This is a genomic window from Pseudarthrobacter sp. GQ63, from assembly GCF_059758765.1.
In genome coordinates this window covers 169,875-194,486 of the sequence record NZ_JCAXEF010000005.1, presented here as the reverse complement: position 1 = coordinate 194,486, position 24,612 = coordinate 169,875, and the positions used below count along the sequence as shown (strand labels likewise).

The window sequence follows — 24,612 nt, the reverse complement described above, 5'->3', positions numbered from 1 at the left end:
CCATAGCCACCCTCAGAGCAGTCCCTCCGGGTCCGCAATTGTGTAGAGGCCAAACTGCGTGTTCCCCTGGGAATTGAAAGCCAGGGTACCCAAGCCCGGTCAGGCCAGCCCGCAAGGGTCCGTCTCCGGTCCAAGGTCCCCGCCAGCGCTTTCACGGCAGACGAACTGCAGCCAGCCAAGGAACCAACGCACCAGCCGACCGAGGACCCGCAAGGGCAAGGTCCGCACGGAGCAAAGGTCAAGGCCCGCTAGCCCTTTCGAGCCGTAGACGCGACGCCACAAGGCGTCTTCCTACGTTGCTCTCGAAAGGAGCACCCCATGAAATTCAAGTCAAACACCGAACGCACCCTGGCGCTGGCTGCAGCCCAGGAACTGGTCGGGGCCGCAATCAAGTCCGGACGCAACCTCACCGACGCCGAGAACGCAGAAGTTGAGGCCACCCTCAAGGCAGCTGAGGACTTCAACCGGGCCAAGGCGTCCCAGCAGCACGGCACCGACCTGCTGAAGGCAATCGGCGGCTCAGGCCCCGCACCCGAAATGGTCCGCACCCCGGACGGTGGCTACTTCACCGACGCCAGCGGCCTCGGCAGCGGCGAGGTCGAGTACCTGGACCTCGGCTCCAAGAGCCACTCCAACAGCCTCCTGAACGCCATGAAGCAGAACCGGGCCTACGGCTCCAAGGCCCTGGTTACCACCGGCTCGGTGGTCATCGGGACCCCGCTGATCAACCAGACCCCAGTCACCCTCGGACGCCCGCTGCGGTCCTTCCTGCAGAACATCCCGACCGTGGCCCGCCCAGCGTCCTACTCCTTCCTGGCGCAGGTCAGCCGGACTGACAACGCCGCAGTCGTCCCGGCAGGCGAGCTGAAGCCCGTCACCGCAATGGGGCTGGCCAAGGTCCCGGGCAAGCTCAGCGTCATCGCCACGCTGTCCGAGCCGATCGACAAGTTCGTCCTCCAGGACGACGCCGCACTCGGCGGCTGGGTCGGAATGGAACTCACCCAGTCGGTCCTGGTGGCCCTGGAAGCCCAGGTGCTCTCCGGCGACGGCGTGGGCGACAACCTCACCGGCCTGGCCAACACCTCCGGCATCCAGCTCTTCACCTCGGCCGCAGGCGACACCGACAAACTGGTCGAAATGCGGAAGGCGCTGACCCGGCTGGAGACGGCAGGGGAGACCCCCTCGGTCTTCATCCTCAACCCGAACGACTGGGAAGCCATTGCCACCAAGCGCAACAGCTCCGGCGAGTTCGACACCGGCAACGCCATCGACGCCGAGAAGCGTACCGCCTGGGGGGTACCGGTAGCCCTTAGTACCGCACTGGTACCCAACTCCTACTACCTCCTGGGTGAGAACTCCGTGGCCATCGGTCGCGACGGCGGGATCAGCACCGAGTGGGGAACACCGGGCGACATGTTCCAGCGCAACCAGGTTCAGGCCCGAACCGAGGGCCGGTTCGGTCTGGAGGTCACACGCCCGCAGGCGATCGTGAAGGGAACCTTCGTCGACGCCTAACCAAAGACTGGGCGGGCCGTCACAGGCCCGTCCTGGGAGTCAACCGGGGTTCGTTCACTTCACCCGGAAGGCCGCGAGAGTTCCTTCTTTCCTGACTCGATGACCGACCTGCTCCACCCAGGGGACCCCTGGTACCAGCCTCAACCGGTACCGGGGGTCCACCTGTAGGAGGGGGCGTTGATGCCGTGAGCGCTGGCGAGCCTGAGACAGGGCTACCTGATGAGTGGTGTCCCTCTCCCCGGCTTAGGAGGGGGGTCACCCGGGCGCGGGTGCGCGAAACACACCGCTCGTTTCGCGTCAAGAAACCCGCTAAACCGGCCCACGTCGGCCAGCGTCGCTAAGCTTAGGACTGCTGTCCTGCACGCTGGGTGGAGGACTGGACTGGGGGAGGTTCCGTGGCAGAGTCGGAGATCTTGGCTGTGGCCAGGTTTGTAGTTGAGGCCCGCGAGAAGAAGGGCTGGACAGCCAGTGACCTGTCCAACGACATGGGGATAATGCACTTCACCCTCGACAGGCTTGAGGCTGGTGAGGAGTGGCCCGACGAGGAAGCCCGCGAGTACATTGAGGAGTCCCTGGGCTGGTACCCAGGCTCGTTGGAGCAGCTCCGGCAGCTAGCCGAGTTCAAGAGCCTGGACCAGATTACTGTGGAGTCCTTGCAGGAGCAGCCACAGGAACCCCAGGGCCAGGACCGGGGGATCTACTTGGCGCTTCTGCGTTCCGCCGAGGCCAGGGCCAGGGAAGAGCGAGAGGCCAACGACCCGTGGCGGAAGCCCGAGTAGTTGTGGCCTAACCAAACCTCGTGTTCCGATTTTCGGGACGGGGCTTGCTGCCCCTTCACCTTCCAGTTGCATTGGGCTGCAGCTTCAAGAAGACCCTCGGAGGCCTCAACCTCCGGGGGTTTTCGCTTGTCCGGGGCCAGCCGTCGCCCCGTCCTGGTACTACGGAGGACCTCGCGCCGTCTCCGGGGCTACGGGTACCGCATAGGCCGTCCCAGTTCAAGGGAAGCCCGCTCCCGGGTCCTCGCGTACGCACGGGCGACCCCTGGTTGTGTGGCTGGCAAACCCAGTGTTCCGATTGTGTGTAGAACGTTCCCTCGTTCGATCCAGCGACAGACCCGGCCCGGGGAGTGGTGACCCCGACAAACAGGCCGGGTCTCGTCGTATCCCCAGGTAGTTGCGCGGCGACCAAGTCCCGTGTTTTCCTAGGTGGAGGGAATTACAACCAAGTAAGTCCCGCCGCTGCAACCGAAGCAGCCGGTAGCACCGCAAGGTGTTAGACCCTCGAACTGGTTCGCAATGTCGAGGGCGGTACTCAGGTACTCCAATCCGTGCTCAGAAGGGCCAACCACCTTTCTGGACAGGATCAGGGGTGCCTTCTCTACGTTAACGGCACCCCTCACCAGCGAGGGAGCAGCCGACAAATGGCAACTTCACCAACTTCCCACGACCCAGCCGTGGCCGTGGACTTCACCACCAACACCCAGCACACCTCCATCGAGCGTCTGCTCGAACTCCTGTTCGGGGAGGTGAAGAAGTAATGCCGCGCAAGTACGTCCGGAAGACGGACCGCGAGATGATGACCCCGGAACACCGGGCCAACATCGCCGCCGCAGTCAGGAAGCGGTACTCCGACCCGGAAGAGCGGGCCAAGACTGCCGCCACGCTGAGAGAGGTCTACGCCGACCCGGCCAAGCGGGCTGAAGCTGCGGAGAAGTCGCGCAACTACCACGCCCGCGCCAAAGCTGCCCTCGCCCTGCTCGCAGAGCAGGAGGCCGACCGTGGCTAACCTCGTAGTTCCAGACCGGGTCACCAACGCCTTCGTCCGAGCCGTAGCGCTCGCAGACGACCGTAAGTGGTTCGCTGCCCACCCAGAAGCAACCCTCCGCCACCGGGCCTACCTAGACGGCGAGTTCGGCTTCGGTTCCGAGGTTCGCTGGTGGCTTGCCGAGGCAGAGGAAGCCCGCCAGCAACTCCGCGAGCTGCGGCTGGCTCACGTCGAAGTTTCCCTCGTCCTGGTCGTGACCAGGACCGCCGCTGGTCTGCACCGGGAGTTCGGCTTCGTCGCAGTCACTAACCGCTCCTTTCACCGAGGCGTGGGCCTGCTCCCGGCGGGGGCAGGTGGCCAGCGTGGTTAAGGCGAACCTAGGAGGCGACAGCGCCAAGGAACGGGTCAAACAAGCTGCGCTCGACGCAGCCAGGGCAGGCTACCCGGTGTTCCCGGTCCGGCTGTGGCGCGACGAAGACGGCAAGCTCCAGAAGACCCCGCTCGTGAAGTGGACCCAGGAGTCCACCACTGACCCGGACCACCTGCTCGGCATCTGGCCCTTCAAGGCCAACGCCTACGGCATCGACACCGGCAAGGCTGGGCTGGCGCTGGTGGACCTGGACACCCACAACGGGCAGGACGGACCCGGGGAGTGGGCCAAGCTTCTGCCGGACGCACCGGAGACGCTGGTCGTCAACACTGCCTCGGGTGGCCAGCACGTTTACTTCCGCGACCCGTCCGGCGAGATTCGGAACAGCGCCAGTGCGCTGGCCGTCGGAGTCGATGTCCGGGGCAACGGCGGCTTCGTCGTCGGTCCCGGGTCCGAGTTCGAAGGGCTGACCTACCGGACGAGCGACGGAGGGCGGCTCCCGCGAGTCGACGAACTGCCGGAGGCCCCGGAGGCCCTGCGGGCACTCCTCAGGTCCAGGGCAGCGGCACCGAAGCCCGAGAAGCCCAGCTCCGGCCAGCCACTCGGGGAGGCGGGCCAGGGCGTGGCGTTGGTCCGCGAGCTGCTGGCGGTGGTCAACGCTGACGGCGGCACCCGCAACGACCAGCTCAACAAGTCCGCCTTCGCTCTGGGCCAGATCCTGGCAGGTGGCGGGCTGGCGGAGTCCGTGGTCCGGGGAGCGCTGGAGGAGGCGGGCCGACAGGCCGGACTGGACGAGTTCGAAATCCCCAAGTCGATTGACTCGGGCATGCTCGCAGGGTCGGACAGCCCGCGCAACGTCGAGCGGACCCCGGAGGACCTGTTTACCGGACTGGACCTGCACGAGTGGTTTAGCAAGGACCACCCGGCACCGCCTCGGTTCGGACTCGGGAACCTGATCTACGAAGGGTCGGTCCACATCATTGCCGGTGAACCTGCCTCGGGTAAGTCAGTGCTCTGCTACCAGTGGGCCATTGACGCAATGCGGGCAGGCAAGCGAGCAGTCCTGCTGGACGAGGAAGCCGGACCCCGGGACGCACTCGGCAAGCTGGTGGCTCTGGGTGCCAGCACCGAGTTGCTGAAGGACCGGTTGACTTACCTCGCGCCCAGCGGACGGAACCTGGACAAGCTGGCCACCCAGTTCCACGCGCTGGTTTCCTCGGGCGAGGTCGGGGTGGTCGTGGTGGACAGCCTGGGTGCTGCCCTGGCAATCGCCGGGAGGCCGGAGAACGACAACGGTGAGGTCGGCGGCTTCCTGACCTCGGTGGTCCTGCCGCTGGCTGAGAAGTACGGCGTGACCGTCCTGCTGATTGACCACAAGACCAAGGGCGACACCGGACGCTACAGCCGGGGAGCGTCAATCAAGCTCCAGCTCACGGCGGTGCAGCTCGCGGTAGTGGCCACCCAACCCTTCAGCAAGGAGAAGGACGGCGTGATGACCATCGAGTGCAACAAGAACCGCTTCGGTGACTACGCCGAGGGGGACCGGTGGAAGGTGGACGTTCTGACCGGCAACGGCTCGATCCTGCTGGACGTGGAGGCGTTCACCCAGGCGGACGAGGCCGAGGCGTTCGTCAAGTCCGAGCTGGTGCAGGCCGTGGCTGGCCACTACCGCAGCGTCCACCCGAAGACCTTCGCGGTCCGCAAGCTCCACGAGGTCGAGGAAATCAAGCAGCACGGCTCAAAGCAGAAGATCGAGACGGTCGTGAAGTGGCTCGTGGCCCAGGGCGTGCTGACCAGGACCAACCCCAGCAGCCCTCTCGAATGGGTACCGGACCAGACCGTCCTGGACCTGTCGGGAGTGGCCTCGTGAGGGCCTCGGAACCGTCCCGGGACGCCTGCCTCTCGGAGTACCTCGTCCGGGACGGTTCCGGACGCCAATCGTCCCGGAGCTGCCGGGACGCCTCTACCGCGTCCTTCCGGGCCGGAAGCCCTACCGTCCCGAGCGTCCCGGAGCGTCCCGGGACGGTCTTCCCCGTATCGTCCCGACGTCCCGGACCCTTTAGGGGCCGGGACGGTAGGACGGGGGCCGTTCAGAACACACCAGAAGGAGACACGAAGTGAACACTGAGAACGTAACCGAAGGCAGTTTTGTCTGGTGGGTGGCGAAGCAGGACCGTCGCAGTGTGGCTGGCCGACTGTCCCTCCGGCTCTTCGAGGACCTGGCCGCAGCGCGACTGCCCGGCGTGCCGACCAGCCTCCGCGAGGTCAAGGAGTGGGCCGCGACAACCCGGAGCAACGACGCGGAGGTCCAGCGGCTGCTCCCGGTGGCAGTCCGGTACTGGAAGCAGTGGGTCCGGGTTACCCCGATTGCAGCGCTCGACCTGGAGGTGGCGAAGTGAGCCGGGTGGAGTTCGAGCTGACGACCAGGGACCACACCAGGGCAGCACGGCTGATGTTGGCGACCGTCAAGGGTGACCGCGAGGCGGTGGCCCAGGTGCTGGACGAGGTGACGGCGGAGCAGGAGCGCGGCGCAGTCAACGCGTTGATGTTCGCCCTGGCCGACTTCGGCGTCCGGGTGGTCGGCGCAGTGAGCGGGGACAAGGCAGTGGAGCAGTTAGAGGCAACGTTGCTGTCCCTACTCGACGAGGACGCCGGGCACTAGGGTGGGCCGGACCTGTAAACAACTAACTGAGGAGTAACAAAGTGACTTCAAACGAAAGCAGCAAAGAGTTCATCGGGGAGATCACGGTGGAGTGGCTGAAGGACACGCTGCGGGACCTGGAGTCGAACCGAGTCCAGGACGGCTCGTATATGGACGCTGTGGCCGACATCGTAAACCGGTTCACGGGCAAGGCGGCTGAGGAGGCAGGTTACGACCCGATCTTCGGCTCGGCCCTGAAGGTGTTTGGCTCAGGCACCGAGGAGCGCTAGGCCCAAGGCCCCGGGTGAAAGCCCGGGGCCTCCGTCCTTACCAGATACTTGTCTCGAAGTCAAGGCCAATGTTTTTATGGAATTTCAAGGCAGCAGCACACAACCGAGGAGCCAGAAATGACCAAGACCCAGACCACCGCCAGCAAGACCACCACCGACCGCAACGGCTCCGGCAACTGCCTCTGCGGTTGCGGTGAACTCGTCCTCACAATGGGCCGCTCCCTCTACAAGCCCGGACACGACGCACGGCACGCCGGGAACCTCGGACGCCTCGTCGCTGAAACCGGGGACGACTCGCTCCTGGCCCAGCTGCCGACCCCGGCACTCCGGGCCAAGGCGGAGACGGTCGCGAACAACGCCAGGGCCAAGGTCCAGGCCAAGGCAGACCGCGAAGCTGCCCGCGCAGCGAAGAAGGCCGCGAAGGCCGAAGCTCCGGAGTCGGCGGACGACGACGAAGACGAGGACCTCCTGCCGATCAGTGAAATTAAGGTCGGTCGCTGGACCTACCCGGTCCGCCGCGACCCGGCAGACCGCGAACAGCTCCAGCGGAACGAACGCCGCGACGGCTCAGGCAACTGGACCGCACTCTAACCAACCACGACCAGCCAGCCCCGGGGGACCGGGGCAAAGCTGTAGGAGACGGCAATGAAGGCAGCATGGTACGGGCGGGTCAGTTCCGTGGGGCAGGTGGACCACGGGTCCAGCCTCACCACCCAGCGGGAGCAGTGCGAGGGCGCGATCAAGGCCCGGGGCTGGAAGCTCGCGGCCAAGTTCGTGGACGAGGGCCTCAGCGGGGCCAAGAACGACCGCCCACAGTGGCAGGCGCTCCTGGCCGCTTGCCGCTCCGGTGAGGTCCAGGCCGTGGTCGTGGCCAGCCTGGACCGGATGTCGCGCAGCGCTGACCACGCCATCCGGGTCACTAACGAGCTAGAGCAGCTCGGGGTTACCCTGGTCGTCCTGCGGGAGCAGATCGACCTCTCAACCGAACACGGGAAATTGCTTCGGACCGTCCTGGCCGGTGTTGCCGAAATGGAGCGTGGCCTGATTCGCGAGCGCAGCATCGCCGGGCAACGGGCCAAGCTTGCCCGCTCCGGCTGGCCCGGTGGCCAGCCTAGCTACGGCTGGCGGCTGGACGGCAAGGGCAAAGACGCCCGACCCGTCCCCGACACCGCCGAACGGGACGCCCTGGCCTACATGGTGAAGTCCGCGCTCGCAGGCCGGACCACGGGCGAGGTTGCCCGCGAACTAAACCGCCAGGGCGTCCCCACAAGGTCCGGGGCCGACTGGTCCCACACCGTGGTCCGCCGCATGCTCCGGAACCCCGCCCTGGTCACCGGGGAGCACCACTGGGGGCACGTCGGCAAGGCCGGAGACCGCTACTACAAGACCCAGGCCGACGCCCGCAGCGGTAAGCCCAAACACGGCGACCCGGTGGTGATCGAGCTGCCCGAGCCGCCACTGGACCGGGAAACCTTCGACGCGCTGCAGCAGGTCCTGGACGCAGCCCCAAGGTCAGGCCAGCGACAGGACAACCAGCAGCGCCAATGGCTCTCCACCAAGGTCCACGGGACCTGTGGCAGGCACTACCTCGGCGTCCTGGTGCTGGAACGGAACGGGGTCCGCAGGCCGATTTACCGGCCCGAGTGCAAGCGCAGGCCCAAGGCAGGCCAGCCGGACTGCGACTGCCGACAGATCGACGTTGCCAAACTGGACGCAGCGGTCTGGGCCGAGGTCGTCGGCGTCCTCGGGGACCGGGAGCGGCTGCTGAAGCTGGCCGCAGAGTGGACCCGGAGCGGGAACACCAGCGAGGCCGACACCCAGGAGGCGGAGCGGCTGGGGGAGCAGTCCCGGAAGCTCACCCGGGCAATCCAGCGGGCCACCGACGAGGCGTTCATGGCGGACGAGCCGGAGGAGCTGCTGGCACGTGTGGCCAAGTACCGCGCCCAGCTCGCGGACGTGCGGGCGAAGCTGGAGGCGCTGCAGAGCACCGGTCCCGAGGCCAGGGGCAACGCCCGACAGCTGACCGAGCTTGCTGCCCTGGCTGACCGGGCAGCGGAGCGGCTGCAAAGCTTCGGGGACGCCGAGCGGCTGGAGCTGGCGGAGCTGCTGGACCTGCGCGTGGAGGTGGCCGGACCCTTGGTGGGTGGCCTGCCCGAGTTGGTCACCGTCCGGGGCGTCCTGGACCCACGGGCGCAGTAGCGGACCCAGTGGGACGGCTACCCTTGCTGCGGTGGGCTTTGCCGGGCTCCTGGTCTTCATCCTCCGCAGCGAGGAGGTCCGCGGCTTCCTGCTCACCCTGATCCGCACCGCGCTGGCCTTGCCATGACCGAGGCCCCGGCCGTGCTCCCGGCAGTGGATCCGTTCGGCCCAGGCCCGACCACCACGGGTAAGTCCGCCGCGGGTCCCTCCATCATGGGTTCGTTCGCCGCCACACAGTCCGCTACCGGACGTACCGGCGGGCGGGACCGTGCGGCCTGCAGTCCCACCAGAGGCCCCGCGGCCCAGGAGTCGTGCGGCGCGGTGACAGCGGAGTTTGCCGTCACCCTGCCCGCGGTCCTGCTGCTGCTGGCCATGCTGCTGGCGGGGGTCTCCGCCGGGGTCACCCAGCTGCGATTGGAGGAGGGAGCGCGTGCCGGCGCGCGAGCACTTGCCCGTGGTGACGACTCCGCCACTGTGGAAAGAATCGTCCGGACCCTGGCCGGCGGGTCGGCGTCCGCGGCGGTATCGGCCGACGGCGAGTGGCTGCATGTCACCGTGACAGACAGGGTGGGCGGCCCCTTGGGCGCATCTATCCCGTGGCACCTGACTGCGCGGGCCTCCACCCGGAGCGAGACGGCGGGATGACCCACGGCAAGGCACCCGGAACGGGCCGCGGGCTTGGGAGGAACAAGACCGGGCGTCTTGGTTCAGACCGGAACGGAAGTGCAGGTGGCATCAACCGGGAACGCGGTTCGGGGACGGTGCTGGCGGCCGGCCTTGCCCTGGTGGTGATGACGGCCATGGCGCTGATGCTGTTGCTGGCGCAGTCAGCCGTCCTGGCCAGCAGGGCGGCATCCGCTGCCGACCTTGCGGCACTGGCAGCGGCCGACGCCCTGCGCGGCCTCGCCTCCGGGGAGCCCTGCACCGTGGCGGCGGAGGTGGCTGTCCGGCACGGGGCCGCAGTCGTGAGCTGCACCGAGGGTACGGGCCAGACTGTCGAGGTGAGGACCGAACTGGTGGAACGGACGGTGTTCGGCGCTGCCCACGGGCGCTCCCGTGCGGGGCCTCCGCCCTAGCCGGTCCAGGTCAGTGCCGCACTTCCAGGCCCGGGGAGGCGGCTTCGGTGGAGTTCTTGAGCAGGACGTCGAGGAGGGTGACGGCGGCCGCCTTGTCCAGCGGGTTGTTTTTGTTCCCGCATTTGGGTGACTGGACGCAGGAAGGGCACCCGGAATCACACTCGCAGGCCTTGATGGCGTCACGGGTGGCTGTCAGCCAGACCTTAGCCTTGTCGAAACCGCGCTCGGCAAAACCCGCGCCGCCGGGGTGCCCGTCATACACAAAGATGGTGGGCACCCCGGTGTCGGCGTGCAGTGCCGTGGACACCCCGCCGATGTCCCACCGGTCGCTGGACGCCACCAGGGGCAGCAGGCCGATGGCTGCATGTTCCGCTGCGTGGAGCGCGCCGGGAAACTGGGCTTCGATCAGGCCCGCCCCGGTCAGGGAGCGGTTGTCCACCACGAACCAGACGGCCTTGGTAAAGAGTTCGCGGGCACCCAGTTCCAGCGGCTCCTCCCCAAGGATTTCGTTGGAGATGAGTGCCTTGCGCTGGAAGGAGACAACCTGGGTAGTGACTTTGACGTCGCCGAAATGAACAGAAATGTCACCCCATTGCGCCGTCCGCTGGGTTTCCAGCACCTCGATCTGGGTCACGTCCCGGGCTGTGGTGTAGTAGTCGGGATTGGCGCGGCGCACCATCACGCAGTGATCGTCCTCGTTGAGGTCCTCCACCACGTAGCTGTCACCCTGGTGGATGTAGACGGCGCCGGTGTGGGCCTGGTAGTGCGTCTGCGGGGAATCCATCGTGCCAAGGAGGGACCCGGTCTCGGCATCCACGATGCTCACCGGCCCGCCGCCGTCGGCCCGCAGGTTCACCATGGCCGCCGCGCTCTGGGAATGTGTCCAGAACCAGCCCGCGGGCCGCCGCCGGAGGTAGCCCTGTGCCACCAGCCTGTCCAGGAGGGACTCCGCGGTGGCGCCGAACAGGCCCACTTCGGCGGGTCCCAGGGGAAGCTCGGCCGCCGCTGCGCACAGGTGCGGCCCCAGGACGTAGGGGTTGGAGGGATCGAAGACCGTCGCCTCCACTGACACGTCGAAGATCGCCTCGGGATGGTTCACCAGGAAGGTGTCCAGGGGATCGTCGCTGGCCACGAAGGCCGCAATGGCATCCTGGCCCGCCCGTCCGGCCCGCCCGATCTGCTGGAACAGGGAAGCCCGGGTGCCTGGCCATCCTGCCACCAGGACGGCGTCGAGGCCGGAGATGTCGATGCCCAGTTCCAGCGCTGAGGTACTCGAAACGCCCAGGAGCTCGCCGGAGCGCAGCGCCCGTTCAACGGCACGTCGTTCTTCGGGCAGGTATCCGGAACGGTAGGCGGCCACCCGCTGCGGCAGGCTGGGATCCACCTCGTCCAGGAGGCGTTTCGTGATCGAGGAGATGGTTTCCGCCCCGCGCCGGGACTTGATAAACGCTATGGTGCGGGTCCGCGCGGACACCAGGTTCGCCAGCAGGTCGGCGGTTTCTGCCACCGCCGTCCGCCGTTCCCTGGCGCCGTTCTCGCCCCGGACCTCGGTCAGGGCAGGTTCCCAGAAGGCCACGGTGGTGGAACCGTGCGGGGAGCCGTCACGGGACACGGCCTTGACCGGGGCGCCGATGAGCCGGGCGAAGGAGACGTCAGGCTCGGAGGCTGTGGCGGAGGCCGCGATGAATACTGGGCCCGGGTGGGCCGTGCCTGCCCCGTAGTAGGCGCAGATCCGGCGCAGCCGTCGCATCAGGTTGGCCACGTGGGAGCCGAACACTCCGCGGTAGCTGTGGGCCTCGTCAATGATCACGTAGCGCAGGCGGCGGAAGAACCCGGCCCACCAGGCATGGTTGGGAAGGATCCCGAAGTGGAGCATGTCCGGGTTGGCCAGGATGAAGTTGGCGTGGTCCCTGATCCAGCGGCGGGACGCGGGGTCGGTGTCGCCGTCGTAGGTTTCCGCGCGCACGGTGGGCAGTTTCAGGGCGCGGATGGCGTTGAGCTGGTCGGCCGCCAGAGCTTTGGTGGGGGAGAGGTACAGGGTGACGGCGCCGTCGTCGTGGATTTTCCCCGGGTCAGCCAGGACCCGCAGTTCGGAGCGGTGGATGGCGTCGAGGGCCGGCAGCTGATACGCCAGCGACTTCCCTGACGCGGTCCCGGTGGCCACCACAACGTGTTCGCCGCTGTGGGCTATGCCGGCTGCCTCCACCTGGTGCCGGTAGGGCTCCTGGATGCCCAGCGATCCGTACGCCGCAACCAGGTCGGGGTGCACCCACGCGGGCCATGGTTCGTGTTCGGCCGCGCGGGCCGGGATGGTGCGCACATGACGGAGCTGTTCCGGGTCCGGGCCGCGGCCCAGCAAGGGAATCAGGGAGTCATGGGGGTTCACCCCCACATTGTTTCACCCGGCGGGGCCTTGCCGGCCCTGGTTCGCCATGGGGGTAACAGGAAGGGTCAGCTCAGGGAGAGGTCGGAACCGTCATGGGATGCGGAGAGCATCAGCACACGGGAAACGGTGGTCCAGCCGAGGTGGGAATACAGTTTCCGGCCGTCGGCGGAGGCCAGGAGAAGGCCCTCCTGCACGTCGTGCTCGAAGGCCTGGGCGGCCAGGGCACGCATGATGAAACTGCCCAGGCCGCGGCGCTGGAAAGCCGGTTCGGTGATGATCTTGTCAAACACCGCGGTTTCCCCCACCACAAAAACGCGTCCGCTGGCCGCCAGGGTGTCGCCGGAGCGGACCTCTGCGTAGTGCACGCCGTCCTGCTCCCACGTCGAATGCGTGAGGTCGTCGTCGGAGAGCCAGGGATCCTCGGCGTCCTGGGTTTCCATATCCACGATCATCATTGCCTGCGAGCTGGAGGTCACGTTCAGGCCGTGCCGTTCCGCCAGGGCGGAGTACCGGGGGATGTCATTGGTGAGGATGGTGAGGACCCTCGCGGGTGCTTCGGCCGTCTTTGCGGCCAGGGCTGCGAACTCATCGTCCGCGGGCTCGGAAGCAAAGAATTCCCAATCGCCGCTGGTGTCGGCGCGAAGCACAGCAGGGAAACGGCCCTCGGTGGAGGTCCTGTAACCGCGACAGCCGGCCCAGCCGGCCACCCACACCTCAAGAAGGCCAGTGATGTCTTCAACCATGGTTTCCGGACTCATGGCATGAGACTATTCCAGCCCGGTCGCCAGCAACAGGGGCCTGCCAAGAGCTTATGCAATTGTGATGCGGCGGAAGCACCGGGACGGGCCGGCAGTCATGGCCGCCGCTCCGGCAGCCGCAGGTTTCCCGCACCGCCCGCCTGACCGTGCCGGTACCCTTAAATACGTGGCTTTAAACCGAATTGTGCTTTTTTACGGCTTTACCCCCCTTCCCGACCCGGAGGCGGTGCGGCTCTGGCAGCGTGCCCTCTGCGAGAAGCTCGGGCTGACGGGCCGCATCCTGATCTCCAAGGACGGCATAAACGCCACCGTGGGCGGTGAGATCGGTGCCGTGAAGCAATACGTGAAGACAACCCGCGAGTACCAGGGCTTCAGGGACATCGACGTGAAATGGTCCGACGGCGGTGCGGAGGACTTCCCGCGCCTCAGCGTCAAGGTGCGCGATGAGATTGTCTCCTTCGGCGCCCCCGGCGAGCTGAAGGTCGATGCCCACGGGGTGGTGGGCGGCGGAACCCACCTCAAGCCCGAGGAACTGCACCAGCTCGTTGACGCCAAGAAGCAACGCGGGGAGGACGTGGTCTTTTTTGACGGGCGGAATGCCTTCGAAGCGCAGATCGGCCGGTTCAAGGACGCAATCGTCCCGGACGTTGCCACCACCCACGACTTCATCCAGGAGCTGGAGTCCGGCAAGTATGACGGGCTCAAGGACAAGCCCGTGGTCACCTACTGCACCGGCGGGATCCGCTGCGAGGTGCTGTCCAGCCTGATGGTGAACCGGGGCTTCAAGGAGGTGTACCAGCTGGACGGCGGCATTGTCCGCTACGGCGAAACCTTCAAGGACCAGGGCCTGTGGGAGGGCTCGCTGTACGTCTTCGACAAGCGCATGCACCTTGAGTTCAGCGACGACGCGAAGACCATCGGGCAGTGCACCCGCTGCGCAGCGCCCACCAGCAAGTTCGAGAACTGCTCCAACCCCAGCTGCCGCACCCTTACCCTGTACTGCGCGGAGTGCGCCTCCAGCCCCGAGACCCTCCGCTGCCCGGAGGGCTGCGCCGCCTGAGCGCAGGCAACCCCCTCAGAGGAGCCGCAGCCGGTAGGCGTAGTTCGCGCCTGTCCTGGCCTCCACCCTGATGGTGAGCGCTGTCTCCGAGGAGAGATAGATAACGTTCTCCCGGTTGATCCCGCACCGGAGTCCCAGGTCCACCAGGGTCAGCGAGTCGCTGCGGACCGTGAAGGTCACGCGCCGCTGGCTGCGGCATGCCAGGGCCAGTGCGTAGGTGCCAGTCCCCAGGACCGGCGTCGACTCCGTCCGGACGTTGCCCGCGGCCACAAGGCCCGCCCCCGCGGAGGCCACGGGCTGCCCGGTGTCGGGCAGCGTGCGGGCCGCCCACGCGCCAACGTCCTGCTCGCTGACGGGGTCGTTCTGCAGGGGGTCGCGGGTGAACACCGGCCCGGGAAGACGCGTCCCTTCCGCCTCGACGGGCCCGGGCAGGTTCCGCCCGTCGTCGTACGTATATTCACACCCGCCCAGCACCATCCCGGCGGCCATGGCAGCAATAACGACGGCGGCGGCCGGCTTCCGCGCCGGCCGCACCCGTGCGTCCCCACCGGGAGCCGTGGGGACGGTGGATGGCGCGGAGGCTATCCGCACACTGGGCATAGTCCGACTGTATGCCCGCCGGCGACGGCGGGCCAGAGCACGGGGGGCGGTTATTCCGCGGGCGTCAGCCGGTAGGCGTAAATGAGGGGTGCGTCCACGCTGTACGTGCTGATGTCCAGCGCGCCGGCGTCCGGCAGGGTGATTTTTGTAATTTCCCGGCTTCCGTTGCAGGCCGCTCCGGCGTCCGCCAGCTTCTTCCCGTCCAGCGATACGGCGAAGAAGGCCTTCCCGCCACCCTCGCACGTGGCGGTGAGGGTGTAGCGCCCCGCCGGGACATCGGCGGCTTCCCTGATGATGCGGTCCCGGTTGAGGATTTTGCCGGCGTCCTCAAGGACCGCTCCCGGAGCCGGGGGCAGCGCGGTGGCCTGCCACTGCGGGACGTCCGCGTTTTCGATGGAAACAACGGGGGAGCACCCGGCCAGGAGAAGGGCCGCCGCAGCCGCGGATACGGCGGTCCACGGCATCAGGCGGGCGCGCCTCGCGGGCCGGAGCCGGGCGCGCGGAAGGACGGAAGAACGCGAAGGCATGCCTCAACGCTACCCGGTGCCGGCCGCCCCGGCCTCCGGCGCCTGCCGGACTAAACTTGGGCAGTGCCTAAATCCCCATACGAGTTCACCGCCGGCAACACCCCGGACGCACCCCGCAGCGACCTCCCGGAACTGCTCACGGCCCTCGCCGCCGACCTGCGGGGCGTGGACTACACGCCCGACGGCGTCGCCCGGCTTCTGGGCGCCGCCGCCTCCGCTGCCCTGAACCGGGACCAGATCATTCCGGCCCTGCTGGCAGTGGACCGGGCTGTGCGGCAGGACGGAGGGAACGCGGCGCTCGCCGCAGTCGTCCGCCTGTGGCTCCTTGCCGAGCCGCAGCCGAAGGACACGCTCGACGCCGCCCTTCCGGGCATCGGTGCCGGCGGCCTCCTCACGCTGGGGCTTGTTGAGCCCGTTCCCGGCGCGGGGCTGCTGGCTGCCAAAGCTGATCTGCGGCCGTACGGGTGGGAGGGGAACGAAGGTCACAGCGACAGCGGCAGCGGGGGTGCGGAGCTCTGGGTGGCCAGCGATCTGGCCGCGCACCAGCAGGCGGGGGTGCTGCGGCACGACCATGTGCTCGGCATCGGCCAGGCGTCCACCACCCTGGTGCAGACCACTGTCCGCCGCCATACGGAACGCGCCCTGGACCTCGGCACCGGGTGCGGCATCCAGACCTTCCACCTGCTCCACCACTGCGAGCACGTCACGGCGACGGACATCTCCGAACGGGCGCTTGCTTTCACGCGCTTCAACATCCTGCTCAACGCCGCGGCCCTGTCCGTTGACCCGTCCCGGCTGGAGGACAGGGTGAGCCTGCGCCTGGGCTCACTCCTGGACCCCGTGGCAGGCGAGGAGTTCGGGCTGGTGGTGTCCAATCCTCCGTTCGTGATCACGCCGCGGAGCGCAGGGGAGGCTGCCGCGGAGCAGTTCACCTACCGCGACGGCGGCCTCCCGGGCGATGAGATTGTGGCCTCGCTGGTTGCCGCCTTGCCCGGGGTCCTTGCGCCCGGCGGCACCGCGCAGATGCTGGGGAACTGGGAAGTGGTGGCCGGAACCGGGTGGCAGGAGCGCCCGCGGACGTGGGTCCGGCCGGATACGGATGCCTGGTTCATCCAGCGCGAGCAGGTGGGGCCGGAGCAGTACGCGGAAACCTGGCTGCAGGACGCCTCCGAGGCCCGGGACCGGCAGCACTACCGGGACGCTTACGCGGCCTACCTGGCGGACTTCGAATCGAGGAACGTGGAGGGCATAGGCTTCGGCATGGTCTGGCTCCGCCGGCCGTCGGCACCCGGGCAGGGCACGTTCAGCCGGTTCGAGGAGATCACCTACCCCATTGAGCAGCCCATCGGCCCCCACTTGGGCGCCGCCGTCGAACGCGTTGACTGGCTCGCCGCGCACAGCCTGGAGGACGCGCACCTGCTGGTGGCGGAGGACGTCACGGAGGAGCGGCACCAGCGCCCGGGGGCGGAGCACCCTGGCGTGATCCTGCTGCGGCAGGGCGCGGGCCTGCGCCGGACAAACCTGCTGAGCACCGAGCTGGCAGGCTTCGTGTCGGCCTGCGACGGTGACCTTTCCGCCGGGCAGATTGCCGGTGCTTTGGAGGCGCTGCTCGGCGGCGGGATGGTGGACGAGGACGGGTTCGACGCCGGTTCTTTCCGGGGCGGTCTGATCACCGATGTGGCCAATCTGGTGCGGGACGGCTTCCTGATCCCCGCCGCCGGATAAGGCACGGAGCAGGGCGCCGACGGCGCCCGGCAGAACCCCCTTCTTTTCCACATGGATGCGCACATTTCTGCAAAATATGGTGAACTAGGCCAGTATGGGCGCATCTGCCCGAGCAACCTTTTTCTGTAGGAGCACCGTGCCAAGCAAGGCCAAAACCGGCAAGAAACTCGTGATTGTGGAGTCTCCGGCCAAGAGCAAGACCATCGCCAAGTACCTCGGCGAGGGTTTCATCGTAGAGGCCTCCATCGGTCACATCCGCGACCTGCCGCAGCCGTCCGAACTCCCCGCCGAGCTGAAGAAAACGTCGGTGGGCAAGTTCGCCGTCGACATTGATCACGACTTCAAGCCCTACTATGTGGTGTCCGCGGACAAGAAGAAAAAGGTGACTGAGCTCAAGGCTGCGCTCAAGGACGCCGACGAACTTTACCTCGCAACCGATGGGGACCGCGAGGGCGAGGCCATCGCGTGGCACCTGCTGGAAGTGCTCAAGCCCAAGGTCCCTGTTTATCGGATGACGTTTGGCGAAATCACCAAGGAAGCCATCCAGCGCGCCATGGGCAACCTGCGCGATGTGGACACCGCGCTGGTGGACGCTCAGGAGACCCGCCGCGTCCTGGACCGCCTCTACGGCTACGAAATTTCCCCGGTGCTGTGGCGCAAGGTGGCGCGCGGCCTGTCCGCCGGCCGCGTGCAGTCCGTAGTGACCCGCATGGTGGTGGACCGCGAACGCGAGCGGATGGCCTTCAAGGCCGCCTCCTACTGGGACCTCACGGGCCAGTTCGCCGCCGACGCCGGCTCCTTCAAAGCAAAGCTCGCCGCCGTGGACGGGGCCAAGGTTGCCAGCGGCCGGGACTTCAACGACGACGGCGTCCTGACGTCGAAGAACGTTGCCCACCTGAACGAGGAACTGGCTGCGTCCCTGGCGGCAGGGCTGCAGGACGCTTCGTTCACTGTCCGGTCCGTGGACACCAAGCCCTACACCCGGCGCCCGGCCGCGCCCTTCACCACCTCAACGCTGCAGCAGGAGGCCGGCCGCAAGCTGCGGTTCTCCTCCAAGAGCACCATGCAGGTGGCCCAGCGGCTGTACGAAAACGGTTACATCACCTATATGCGTACGGACTCCTCCGCGCTGAGCGACGAAGCCCTCACCGCCGCGCGGCGCCAGGCGTCCGAGCTGTACGGCCCGGAGTACATCCCGCAGTCCCCGCGCGTGTACACCGGCAAGGCAGCCAACGCGCAGGAAGCGCACGAGGCCATCCGCCCCGCCGGCGACTCGTTCCGCACCCCGGCCCAGGTGGCCAAGCAGCTCTCGGGCGACGAATTCCGCCTGTACGAACTCATCTGGAAGCGCACCGTCGCGTCCCAGATGGCCGATGCGAAGGGCTCGACGGCGACCATCCGGCTGGGTGCCGTCGCTGCGGACGGCCGGGATGCCGAGTTCTCGGCTTCCGGCACCGTGATCACGTTCCCCGGCTTCCTCGCCGCCTACGAGGAAGGCAAGGACGAGACCCGCGGAGACGACGATTCCGACGACGCCCGCCGGCTGCCCAACGTGGCCAAGGGTGATGCCCTCAAGGCCTCCGAGATCCTGGCAGTGGGCCACGAAACCTCGCCGCCGCCGCGCTACACCGAAGCGTCACTGACGGCTGAGCTGGAGAAGAGGGGCATCGGCCGCCCGTCCACCTACGCCTCCACCATTTCCACCATCCAGGACCGCGGATACGTCCGGAAACAGGGTTCTGCGCTGGTCCCCAGCTGGATCGCCTTCTCGGTGATCCGCCTGCTGGAGCAGCACTTCAGCGACTACGTTGACTACGAGTTCACCGCGGACATGGAAGGCGACCTGGACAAGATCGCCAACGGCCAGGCCGTTGGCGCCTCCTGGCTCCGCCACTTCTACTTCGGTGAAGACTCGGACCCGGGCTTGCTGAGCATCGTGAACAACCTGGGCGAGATCGACGCCCGCGAAATCAACTCCATCCCCATCACCGATGAGATCACGCTCCGGGTGGGCAAGTTCGGCCCGTACCTGGAAAGCTCGGCCGCCACGGTTGACCCGAAGACGGGGGAGATCGTGGAGTCGCCCCGCGCCAACGTGCCCGAGGACCTGGCTCCGGACGAGCTGACGGCTGCCAAGGCCATTGAGCTGATGGAAACCGCTGCCCCCGAGGAACGGGTGCTGGGCACCGACCCGCATACCGGGCACACGGTGGTTGCCAAGAACGGCCGCTACGGCGCCTACGTCACCGAGATCATCCCGGAGATGACCGAGGAACAGATCGCCGCCCAGCCCGTGGAGTACTACAAGAACGGCAAGCCCAAGCCGCCGAAGAAGCCGGTCAAGGCGAAGCCCCGCACCGGCTCGCTGTTCAAGTCCATGACCGTGGAGTCGGTCACCCTGGACGAGGCGCTGCAGCTCATGAGCCTGCCCCGCGCCCTGGGGGAGGACGCCGAAGGCAACCTCATCACGGTGCAGAACGGCCGGTTTGGTCCCTACCTCAAGAAGGGGACCGACTCCCGGTCCATCGGCTCCGAGGAAGAGATCTTCACCATCACCCTGGACCAGGCGCTGGAGATCTACTCCCAGCCGAAGCAGCGCGGTGCCCGGGCCGCCGTCCCGCCACTGGCTGAGTTCGGCCCGGACCCGGTGTCGGAGAAGAACATCGTGGTGAAGGAGGGCCGCTTCGGCCCCTACATCACGGACGGGATCACCAACATCACGGTTCCGCGGGCAACCTCCCTGGAGGAGCTGACCCGCGAACAGGCCGTAGAACTGCTGGCGGAGAAGCGTGCCAAGGGTCCGGTGAAGCGTACGGCCACCCGCAAGGCTCCGGCCAAGAAGAAGGCCACAGCCAAGAAGTAGGCCGTGAGCGCCGAGTTCGCCGGAACGGTGCAGGCTCGTTGGTAAGAAACCGGCGAACCAGCATTATTCCGGCGATTTCGCGTCAAGACAGCGGCCCTGTTTGCGGTGCCGGACACAACGTGATCGGGTAGAGGGATGACTGAACAGCCAGCGCACACTGATCTCCAGCCCCTCAACGACCTCGAGGAAAAGCTCGCCAAGGGCGGACAGCCTGAGGCCAGCCCGGTAGACGTCATCCTGTCCTTCCTGAACAGCGAGGTCTACATCATCAGTTCGGACGGCGTCGAGGGCGAGGACTCCCAGGTGGAGCCCCTGGTCCTGGGCAATGCCGACGGCGACCCCGTCCTCGCCGTCTTCTCGCACCCCAGCCGCGTGGACCAGCAGTACCTCGAAGCTGCTCCCAACGTGCTGGGAACCCAGGGCGCGGCCATCATCGCCAACATCGGCGACGAGCTTGGAATGGTCATCAATCCGGGCGCAGCCTACGGTTTCGAGATCAACCCCGAAGGCGTGGCCAACATCAAGCGCGACTTCAAGCGCGCTGACGAGCAATAATGGCACCATGCGGCTAGGCGTCCTCGATATCGGGTCCAATACTGTCCATCTCCTCCTGGTGGATGCCCACCCCGGCGCGCGCCCGGTACCCTTTGCCTCGCACAAACGGCCGCTGTCCCTGGTCCAGTACCTGGAGCCGGACGGCAGCATCAACGACGCAGGCCAGCACGAGCTCACCGAGTTCGTCCTTGAAGCCTGGGAGTTTGCGGCAAGGCACAAGGCCGAGGACCTCCTGGCCTTCTGTACGTCAGCCATCCGTGAGGCCACCAACGGGCCCGAGGTCCTGGCCCGCGTCAAGCACGAAACCACCGTGACCCTGCAGGAACTCACCGGCAGCGAAGAAGCATCCATGACCTTCTTCGCCGTCAGGCGCTGGCATGGGTGGGGCGCCGGACCCATCCTGAACCTGGACATCGGCGGCGGCTCCTTTGAGATGGCTTTCGGCCAGGACGAGCTTCCGGAAGTTGCCACCTCCGTGCCGCTGGGTGCCAGCCGGCTTACGCGGGACTGGCTGTCCGAAGATCCGCCGTCGGCCAAAAGCGTCAAAGAGCTGCGGCGGTACATCCGGGCCACCCTCAAGCCTGCGGTCCGGGAGTTCGACGGGCTGGGCCGGGCCAACGTGGTGGCGGGAACATCAAAGACCTTCCGTTCCCTGGCGCGGATCGCCGGGGCCGCCCCCAGCGCGGCCGGCCCCTACGTCAAGCGCGAGCTGCAGGCCTCGGACCTGGGCGTGTGGGCGCAGCGCATATCGGCCATGAAGGTCGAGGACCGGTTGCACCTGCCGGGCGTCTCGGAAGCCCGCGCCCACCAGCTACTGGCCGGAGCGCTCGTGGCGGAGGCCGCTCTTGAACTCTTCAAATTCAAGAAGCTGAGGATCTGCCCGTGGGCCCTGCGCGAAGGCCTGATCCTCCGCCGGCTGGACCAGCTGGTATTTTCCGGGCCGCTGGAGCTGGCGCCCCACCTGGCGCCGCCGCAGGCTGTCGAAGCCGCAGTCTAGAAACCCCTTAAAGCGGAAATACCGGCGCCGGCAACAGGAAAATGGGGGAAAACCTGTTGCCGAACGCCGGTACCCTGGCAGGAATCCCCATCCCTGCCGCATCACTCGCACCCTCAATGAGGTACTCACTACGTTAGGGCGCCAAGTTGTGAGGCACCTGCACCCAACATGGGAGCCACCTGTGAATGGATTTCGGGGAGTTCCCACTATTTTCGTGTCCGTCCCGGGTCATGGTTTTCTGCGTCTGCCCGGCCGAACTGTAATGATGGAGCCATGAGCAACCGAATCGCATTCCTTGGCTGTGGATCCATGAACGAAGCAATTCTGAGTGGCCTGCTGGAATCCGGAACGGATCCGGCAGACGTCGTCGCAACCGTCCGGAGGGCAGAGCGCGCCGCCGAGCTGGCGGAACGGCACCACGGGGTGACCGCAATCGCCGGGGAAGAGGAGCCGGACAACAACAAGCAGGCAACCAAGGGATCCGGCGTCGTGATCCTTGGCGTCAAGCCTGTTGGCATTACGGAACTTGCACGGGAAATCAGCAGCTCGCTCTCGCCCACCACGGTGGTGGTCAGCGTGGCCGCGGCGGTGTCCATTGCGCAGCTTGAGGCGGCACTGCCGGCAGGGCAGCCGGTTATCCGGTCCATGCCCAATACACCGGCCAAGCTGGGCCGCGGCGTGGTATCGGTCTCGCCGGGCACCAACTGCACCCCGGAGCAGCTCCAGCGGGTCAAGGACGTCCTGCACGGCGCGGGAACGGTGGTGGAGGTCCCCGAGGAGCAGGTGGACGCGCTCTCGGCGATCAGCGGCTCCGGACCGGCCTACGCTTTTTACCTGGCGGAGGCGATGGCCGCAGCAGGCCGTGAGCTTGGCCTGGACCCGGATCTGTCGCTTCTCCTCGCCCGGGAAACAGTGGCCGGAGCCGGCTTTATGCTGGCCGAGCCCGGCGCCGATCCGGGCGCACTGCGTAAAGCCGTAACCAGCCCGAACGGCACCACCGAGAGGGCCATCGCCACGTTCGACGAGCGCGGCCTGCCGGCCATTATTGCCGCCGGCGCCCGCGCCGCCGCGGAGCGGGCAGCCGAGATCACCAGGCAGCTCGGCTGACTCGGAAACTAGGGCCGGGCTGCGAACCGTTCCAGCAGGTCCACGTGGCCGGACACGATCAGCATGTCCCGGGAGGACACCTTGGTCTCCGGGCGGGCGTAAGTGAAGTCCTCACCCGGTGACTTCACGCCGACGATCGTCACGCCGTACTTGGACCTGACCTTGGATTCGTCCAGCGTGAATCCCACCGTTTCGCGCGGGGGGTACATCTTGACGATGGCGAAGTCGTCGTCGAACTCGATGAAGTCCAGCATCCGGCCGGAGACCAGGTGCGCGGCCCGGACGCCGGCGTCGGCCTCCGGGTAGATCACATGGTTGGCGCCGATGCGGGTAAGGATTTTGCCGTGGGAGGGCGTAATGGCCTTGACCCAGAGGTGCTCGATGCCAAGGTCCACGAGGTTGACGGTGATCAGCACCGAGGATTCGATGGACGTGCCCACCCCCACGACGGCCGAGCTGAACTCCTGGGCGCCCAGCTGGCGGAGCGCGTCGATGTTGGTGGCGTCAGCCTCCACCACGTGGGTCAGGGTAGCGGCCCACTTTTGGACCAGGGTCCGGTCGCGCTCGATGGCCAGTACTTCGCGGCCCTGCTTCACCAGTTGTTCGGCCGTTGCCGATCCGAACCGGCCAAGCCCAACGACCAGGACCGGCGCGTTGTGTGCGGGGCGCCGCGGGGCATCTGGGGAACTAGCCAATGATGGGCCTCTCTTCCGGGTAGTGGTACAGCTGCCTGCGTTGCCGCAGGGCGAGGGCGGCGGCGAGGGTTACTGTACCAACACGCCCCATGAACATCAGTGCAGTCAGGACGTACGCTCCTGCCGGTGGCACCTCGGCGCTGAGGTTCGTACTGAGACCGCAGGTAGCAAAAGCGGAAATCGCTTCGAACAGCACGCGGTCAAGGGGCGCGCCGCTGATGTTCAGCAGGAGGAACGAGCCTACCGAGACCAGGGTGGCGCCGGCGACGATCACCGAAATTGCCACCCGCATGGCACCCTGCGGGATCGTGCGGCCGTGGACCTTCACGTCGGCATCACCGCGGGCCTCCGCCACGATTGCCAGGAACATGATGGCGATGGTTGTCACTTTGATGCCGCCGGCCGTCGACGCGGAGCCGCCGCCGGCAAACATCAGGGCGTCGGTCAGCAACATGGTGGTGGACTCAAGCTGGTTTTGATCCACAAGGTTAAAACCGCCCGAACGGATCTGGACGGAAGCGAAGACCGAGTGCAGGACCTTGTCACCGATGCCCATGGTTCCGATGGTGCGCTGGTTGTCCCATTCCATCAGCGCCCAAAGGACGCTGCCCGCCGCGAAGAGGATCAGGGACACTTCGATCGTCAGCTTGGTGTGGAGGTTCCACTTTTTCCAGTTGAGCCCGTTCTGGAGCAGGACCATCACAACCGGAAACCCCAGGCTGCCAAGGAACACACCAGACATGATGGGAATCAGAATCCACAGGTCGCTCGCGAAGGGAACGATTCCGTCCGCGTGCGCAGTAAAGCCTGCGTTGTTGAACGAGGATATCGCGTAGAAGAAGCCGTGCCAGACAGCGCCCCAGAAGGTCTCACCGAGTACCAGGAACCGGGGGATGAGGACAAGCGCCAGGACGGCCTCGATCACCACCGATGTGGTGATGACGATCCGCAGGAGAGTTCCCACTTCGCCCAGCCGCCCGGCGTTGTTCATGGACTCTGCCGCAATGATCTTTCCGCGGACGCCCAGCCGCTTGCTCACCATGAGCGCCAGCAGTGACGCGAGTGTCAGGGTGCCAAGGCCTCCGATGAAGATCGCGATGAGGATGACCAGCTGGCCGAAGAAGGACCAATGAACGGCAGTGGTAACCACCGTGAGGCCCGTAACGCAGACGGCGGACACCGCTGTGAACATGGCCTGGTGGAGGGGGGTGACGTTACCGTCCGCTGATGAGGCCGGCAGCGAGAGGAGAAACGTGAAGAGCAGGCAGACGGCGGCGAACACCGTCAGGGCAAGCCGGGCCGGCGAGGTGTTCGCAATGTCGTCGACGAAGTCCCGCAGCCGCGTAAGGATCCAGAGGCCTTCCCGCTCCTGCCCTGCGGGATGCCAGTTGGCCGGGGTACGGGGCCTCGACTGGCTTTGCGTCATGTGTGGCTTTTCCTCGGTAGAAACTGCTTCCCTCAGTAGTAAACCACTAATGCATGCG

At 66.8% G+C, this 24,612-nt stretch carries 24 protein-coding genes and 1 pseudogene; 19 read left to right on the top strand and 6 right to left on the bottom strand.

Translation table 11 applies throughout. The features are described 5' to 3' along the window. Positions 1-318 precede the first annotated feature (318 nt). From AC6CHP_RS11465 to AC6CHP_RS11405, 13 genes and pseudogenes are all read left to right on the top strand, one after another. Positions 319-1,515 carry a phage major capsid protein gene (locus AC6CHP_RS11465; RefSeq protein ID WP_498229942.1) on the top strand — a complete coding sequence of 399 codons (1,197 nt, stop codon included), beginning with the start codon at positions 319-321 and terminating at the stop codon, positions 1,513-1,515. A gap of 395 nt (positions 1,516-1,910) precedes the next feature. Beyond that, positions 1,911-2,294 (top strand): helix-turn-helix domain-containing protein, encoded by a 384-nt coding sequence (locus AC6CHP_RS11460; RefSeq protein WP_498229940.1) that lies wholly within the window; start codon positions 1,911-1,913, stop codon positions 2,292-2,294. 757 nt (positions 2,295-3,051) lie between these two features. After that, positions 3,052-3,300, top strand: a complete 249-nt coding sequence (locus tag AC6CHP_RS11455; protein ID WP_498229938.1) for a hypothetical protein — start codon at positions 3,052-3,054, stop codon at positions 3,298-3,300. Then, the gene (locus tag AC6CHP_RS11450) at positions 3,293-3,649 is read left to right on the top strand and encodes a hypothetical protein (protein ID WP_498229936.1); all 357 of its coding nucleotides are present in this window, start codon (positions 3,293-3,295) and stop codon (positions 3,647-3,649) included. The genes AC6CHP_RS11455 and AC6CHP_RS11450 overlap by 8 nt, the downstream gene beginning before the upstream one ends. Beyond that, on the top strand, positions 3,642-5,519 hold the full coding sequence (locus tag AC6CHP_RS11445; RefSeq protein WP_498229934.1) for a bifunctional DNA primase/polymerase: 1,878 nt from the start codon (positions 3,642-3,644) through the stop codon (positions 5,517-5,519). Before AC6CHP_RS11450 ends, AC6CHP_RS11445 begins: the two co-directional genes overlap by 8 nt. Positions 5,520-5,766: 247 nt before the next feature. Further along, positions 5,767-6,048, top strand: a complete 282-nt coding sequence (locus tag AC6CHP_RS11440; protein WP_498229932.1) for a hypothetical protein — start codon at positions 5,767-5,769, stop codon at positions 6,046-6,048. Beyond that, a complete protein-coding gene (locus AC6CHP_RS11435; RefSeq protein WP_498229930.1) occupies positions 6,045-6,311 on the top strand; it encodes a hypothetical protein in 267 nt (88 codons plus the stop codon). The genes AC6CHP_RS11440 and AC6CHP_RS11435 overlap by 4 nt, the downstream gene beginning before the upstream one ends. Positions 6,312-6,352: 41 nt before the next feature. Beyond that, entirely contained in the window at positions 6,353-6,580 is a 228-nt protein-coding gene (locus AC6CHP_RS11430) for a hypothetical protein (protein ID WP_498229928.1), read from the top strand. Between the two features lie 117 nt (positions 6,581-6,697). Beyond that, positions 6,698-7,171, top strand: a complete 474-nt coding sequence (locus AC6CHP_RS11425) for a hypothetical protein (RefSeq protein WP_498229926.1) — start codon at positions 6,698-6,700, stop codon at positions 7,169-7,171. Positions 7,172-7,225: 54 nt separating this feature from the next. Beyond that, entirely contained in the window at positions 7,226-8,779 is a 1,554-nt protein-coding gene (locus tag AC6CHP_RS11420) for a recombinase family protein (RefSeq protein ID WP_498229924.1), read from the top strand. Positions 8,780-8,792: 13 nt separating this feature from the next. Then, positions 8,793-8,906 (top strand): annotated as a pseudogene (locus AC6CHP_RS11415) (DUF4244 domain-containing protein); the annotation flags it as partial. Then, complete coding sequence (locus tag AC6CHP_RS11410) at positions 8,903-9,424, top strand: TadE family type IV pilus minor pilin (RefSeq protein ID WP_498229922.1); 522 nt, start codon at positions 8,903-8,905, stop codon at positions 9,422-9,424. The pseudogene AC6CHP_RS11415 and the gene AC6CHP_RS11410, both read left to right, overlap by 4 nt. Then, the gene (locus tag AC6CHP_RS11405) at positions 9,421-9,855 is read left to right on the top strand and encodes an Rv3654c family TadE-like protein (protein ID WP_498229920.1); all 435 of its coding nucleotides are present in this window, start codon (positions 9,421-9,423) and stop codon (positions 9,853-9,855) included. Before AC6CHP_RS11410 ends, AC6CHP_RS11405 begins: the two co-directional genes overlap by 4 nt. 10 nt (positions 9,856-9,865) lie before the next feature. Here the strand turns inward: AC6CHP_RS11405 and AC6CHP_RS11400 are convergent, their stop codons facing one another. Beyond that, positions 9,866-12,241: a DEAD/DEAH box helicase gene (locus AC6CHP_RS11400; protein WP_498229918.1), complete on the bottom strand. Its 2,376-nt coding sequence runs from the start codon at positions 12,239-12,241 to the stop codon at positions 9,866-9,868. A 65-nt stretch (positions 12,242-12,306) separates the two neighbouring features. Further along, complete coding sequence (locus AC6CHP_RS11395; RefSeq protein WP_377194387.1) at positions 12,307-12,999, bottom strand: GNAT family N-acetyltransferase; 693 nt, start codon at positions 12,997-12,999, stop codon at positions 12,307-12,309. Between the two features lie 166 nt (positions 13,000-13,165). On the opposite strand from AC6CHP_RS11395, the gene trhO reads away from it, so the two are divergent. Beyond that, a complete protein-coding gene (trhO, locus tag AC6CHP_RS11390; RefSeq protein ID WP_498229916.1) occupies positions 13,166-14,059 on the top strand; it encodes an oxygen-dependent tRNA uridine(34) hydroxylase TrhO in 894 nt (297 codons plus the stop codon). A gap of 15 nt (positions 14,060-14,074) precedes the next feature. Here the strand turns inward: trhO and AC6CHP_RS11385 are convergent, their stop codons facing one another. Next, positions 14,075-14,659: a DUF6023 family protein gene (locus tag AC6CHP_RS11385; RefSeq protein WP_498229914.1), complete on the bottom strand. Its 585-nt coding sequence runs from the start codon at positions 14,657-14,659 to the stop codon at positions 14,075-14,077. Between the two features lie 50 nt (positions 14,660-14,709). After that, positions 14,710-15,186 carry a DUF6023 family protein gene (locus AC6CHP_RS11380; RefSeq protein WP_377194381.1) on the bottom strand — a complete coding sequence of 159 codons (477 nt, stop codon included), beginning with the start codon at positions 15,184-15,186 and terminating at the stop codon, positions 14,710-14,712. Between the two features lie 63 nt (positions 15,187-15,249). Between AC6CHP_RS11380 and AC6CHP_RS11375 the strand changes: the two genes are divergently transcribed. The 5 genes from AC6CHP_RS11375 to proC all read left to right on the top strand — a co-directional run bounded on the left by AC6CHP_RS11375 (position 15,250) and on the right by proC (position 22,433). After that, on the top strand, positions 15,250-16,911 hold the full coding sequence (locus AC6CHP_RS11375) for a DUF7059 domain-containing protein (protein WP_498229912.1): 1,662 nt from the start codon (positions 15,250-15,252) through the stop codon (positions 16,909-16,911). A 136-nt stretch (positions 16,912-17,047) separates the two neighbouring features. Further along, on the top strand, positions 17,048-19,774 hold the full coding sequence (gene topA, locus AC6CHP_RS11370) for a type I DNA topoisomerase (protein ID WP_498229910.1): 2,727 nt from the start codon (positions 17,048-17,050) through the stop codon (positions 19,772-19,774). A gap of 135 nt (positions 19,775-19,909) precedes the next feature. After that, positions 19,910-20,329, top strand: coding sequence for an SseB family protein (locus AC6CHP_RS11365; protein ID WP_498229908.1), 420 nt, complete (start codon positions 19,910-19,912; stop codon positions 20,327-20,329). A 7-nt stretch (positions 20,330-20,336) separates the two neighbouring features. Then, entirely contained in the window at positions 20,337-21,326 is a 990-nt protein-coding gene (locus AC6CHP_RS11360; protein WP_188726793.1) for a Ppx/GppA phosphatase family protein, read from the top strand. Positions 21,327-21,599: 273 nt separating this feature from the next. After that, positions 21,600-22,433, top strand: coding sequence for a pyrroline-5-carboxylate reductase (gene proC / locus AC6CHP_RS11355; RefSeq protein ID WP_188726795.1), 834 nt, complete (start codon positions 21,600-21,602; stop codon positions 22,431-22,433). Positions 22,434-22,441: 8 nt separating this feature from the next. On the opposite strand, the gene AC6CHP_RS11350 is transcribed toward proC, so the two are convergent. Together AC6CHP_RS11350 and AC6CHP_RS11345 are read right to left on the bottom strand one after the other, a co-directional pair. Beyond that, on the bottom strand, positions 22,442-23,128 hold the full coding sequence (locus AC6CHP_RS11350) for a potassium channel family protein (RefSeq protein ID WP_104184709.1): 687 nt from the start codon (positions 23,126-23,128) through the stop codon (positions 22,442-22,444). Then, complete coding sequence (locus tag AC6CHP_RS11345; RefSeq protein ID WP_188726797.1) at positions 23,121-24,554, bottom strand: TrkH family potassium uptake protein; 1,434 nt, start codon at positions 24,552-24,554, stop codon at positions 23,121-23,123. The genes AC6CHP_RS11350 and AC6CHP_RS11345 overlap by 8 nt, the downstream gene beginning before the upstream one ends. Between the last annotated feature and the right edge of the window lie 58 nt (positions 24,555-24,612).

What these genes read in the sequence shown, in the direction of transcription:
- AC6CHP_RS11465 (WP_498229942.1), top strand. Translation starts at nt 319, where the DNA reads ATGAAATTCAAGTCAAACACCGAACGCACCCTGGCGCTGGCTGCAGCC.
- AC6CHP_RS11455 (WP_498229938.1), top strand. Translation starts at nt 3,052, where the DNA reads ATGCCGCGCAAGTACGTCCGGAAGACGGACCGCGAGATGATGACCCCG.
- AC6CHP_RS11425 (WP_498229926.1), top strand. Translation starts at nt 6,698, where the DNA reads ATGACCAAGACCCAGACCACCGCCAGCAAGACCACCACCGACCGCAAC.
- AC6CHP_RS11420 (WP_498229924.1), top strand. Translation starts at nt 7,226, where the DNA reads ATGAAGGCAGCATGGTACGGGCGGGTCAGTTCCGTGGGGCAGGTGGAC.
- AC6CHP_RS11410 (WP_498229922.1), top strand. Translation starts at nt 8,903, where the DNA reads ATGACCGAGGCCCCGGCCGTGCTCCCGGCAGTGGATCCGTTCGGCCCA.
- AC6CHP_RS11405 (WP_498229920.1), top strand. Translation starts at nt 9,421, where the DNA reads ATGACCCACGGCAAGGCACCCGGAACGGGCCGCGGGCTTGGGAGGAAC.
- AC6CHP_RS11395 (WP_377194387.1), bottom strand. Translation starts at nt 12,999, where the DNA reads ATGAGTCCGGAAACCATGGTTGAAGACATCACTGGCCTTCTTGAGGTG.
- AC6CHP_RS11385 (WP_498229914.1), bottom strand. Translation starts at nt 14,659, where the DNA reads ATGCCCAGTGTGCGGATAGCCTCCGCGCCATCCACCGTCCCCACGGCT.
- AC6CHP_RS11380 (WP_377194381.1), bottom strand. Translation starts at nt 15,186, where the DNA reads ATGCCTTCGCGTTCTTCCGTCCTTCCGCGCGCCCGGCTCCGGCCCGCG.
- AC6CHP_RS11365 (WP_498229908.1), top strand. Translation starts at nt 19,910, where the DNA reads ATGACTGAACAGCCAGCGCACACTGATCTCCAGCCCCTCAACGACCTC.
- AC6CHP_RS11360 (WP_188726793.1), top strand. Translation starts at nt 20,337, where the DNA reads ATGCGGCTAGGCGTCCTCGATATCGGGTCCAATACTGTCCATCTCCTC.
- proC (WP_188726795.1), top strand. Translation starts at nt 21,600, where the DNA reads ATGAGCAACCGAATCGCATTCCTTGGCTGTGGATCCATGAACGAAGCA.
- AC6CHP_RS11345 (WP_188726797.1), bottom strand. Translation starts at nt 24,554, where the DNA reads ATGACGCAAAGCCAGTCGAGGCCCCGTACCCCGGCCAACTGGCATCCC.